This is a genomic window from bacterium endosymbiont of Bathymodiolus sp. 5 South (assembly GCF_900128535.1).
In the GTDB taxonomy this organism is placed as follows: Bacteria; Pseudomonadota; Gammaproteobacteria; order PS1; family Pseudothioglobaceae; genus Thiodubiliella.
In genome coordinates this window covers 1-1564 of the sequence record NZ_FQTR01000282.1, presented here as the reverse complement: position 1 = coordinate 1564, position 1564 = coordinate 1, and the positions used below count along the sequence as shown (strand labels likewise).

The 1564-nt window shown below is 42.2% G+C and carries 1 pseudogene; it reads right to left on the bottom strand.

The features are described 5' to 3' along the window. Positions 1–285 precede the first annotated feature (285 nt). A pseudogene (locus BBROOKSOX_RS10835) lies at positions 286–1564 on the bottom strand (fibrobacter succinogenes major paralogous domain-containing protein); the annotation flags it as partial.

The following is a 1564-nucleotide window of genomic DNA, read 5'->3' as shown; positions in this document are numbered from 1 at the left end:
TGATTGGGTGGATATTGGGCTGGATTTAGTTAACATTTTTTTTAAGCAAAACGACCAAGAAATAAGAGGTATTTTAGCAGAATCTGGTTGATTTGTCTATGGTTATTTTTATTTTTATTGTTATAAATCAATTTGTTGTGTATTTTTTAAGGGTTGACTATTTGTGCAAAGGTCTCTTACAAAAGGATTCATTTAGCCATTGGGTATATGACACCTGCTCAAAAGATAGCTGAATTGAAAAAAGTGGCTTGAAATGTGTCTAAGTTGATTGGAACATTACACAAATTAACTCTTAATGCAACGAACACTCATGGCATAAGCACGATAAGAGTTGTAGAAATTCACACCACTATTGATGGTCAAATAACGACTGATAGATCCACTAGCAGACCGAGTCCAGAGGAATATATGGGCGTCAACAAAGTTAAATACATTATCCGTATTTCGGTAGCCAGCAACTGGGATTTTCAGGAAGCTGGAGAAGGCGGTATCTTTGTTGATAATAGTAGTAGTCGTTGCACTGATGGTATCAGCAGCTAACTCTGCTTCAGTTGGTACGCTAAAGCCTACAGGGCAAATATCGTTACTACCACCATCAGCCCAAGCTGCCGCTCTAAGTGCGCCATTGCTGTCTGCACTTGTCCAATAATATGTTATATTATTGAAAATATAATTATTATGTGCTGGGGCGATGGTAGTTGCCCGTGTTGTCGTTATGCCTGAAGTCCTAGATTCATGCCCGTCATCATTTCTACCCCATTGGTATGAATATCCATAAGCAGCGCTGTCTGTGCTTGAGGTTGCCACTCGGGTTGCACCTAGGTTTCTATCAAGCCAAATTCTGCCTGTGTCAGGTGAGGTAATCAATGTATAAGACAACCCCTTAAAAGTAATATCATCATCAATCATCGTGGCAGTGAAGTTAGTCATACTGAGAGCATCGTAACCACCACCAGAAATAGCATGGCTAATGACAACAGTTTCGTTATCCGTATCACCGTCATTCACACCAGTAACCGTCACCATTTGTGGACGGCTCCAGTTGCGACGGGTAAAAGTGAGTACAGGGGTTACTGTGGCAGCTGTGGTATCACTACTGGTCAATCTAATGGTAACATCACTTGTAGGTTCACTGTCAAGCACTACGGTATAAGTGGCTGTAGCAGACTCGGCTATCGTTGCTGATGTTACTGATTGAGTGATACCAGCAGTATCATCATCGATCATTGTGGCAGTAAAGCTAGCCATACTGACAGTATCGTAACCGCCACCAGAAATAGCATGACTAATGATAACAGTTTCCCTAACCGCATCATTGTCATTCACACCAGTAACCGTCACCATTTGTGGACGGCTCCAGTTGCGACGGGTAAAGGTGAGTAAAGGGGTTACTGTGGCAGCTGTGGTATCACTACTGGTCAATCTAATGGTAACATCACTTGTAGGTTCACTGTCAAGCACTACGGTATAAGTGGCTGTAGCAGACTCGGCTATCGTTGCTGATGTTACTGATTGAGTGATACCAGCAGTATCATCATCGATCATTGTGGCAGTGAAGTTAGCC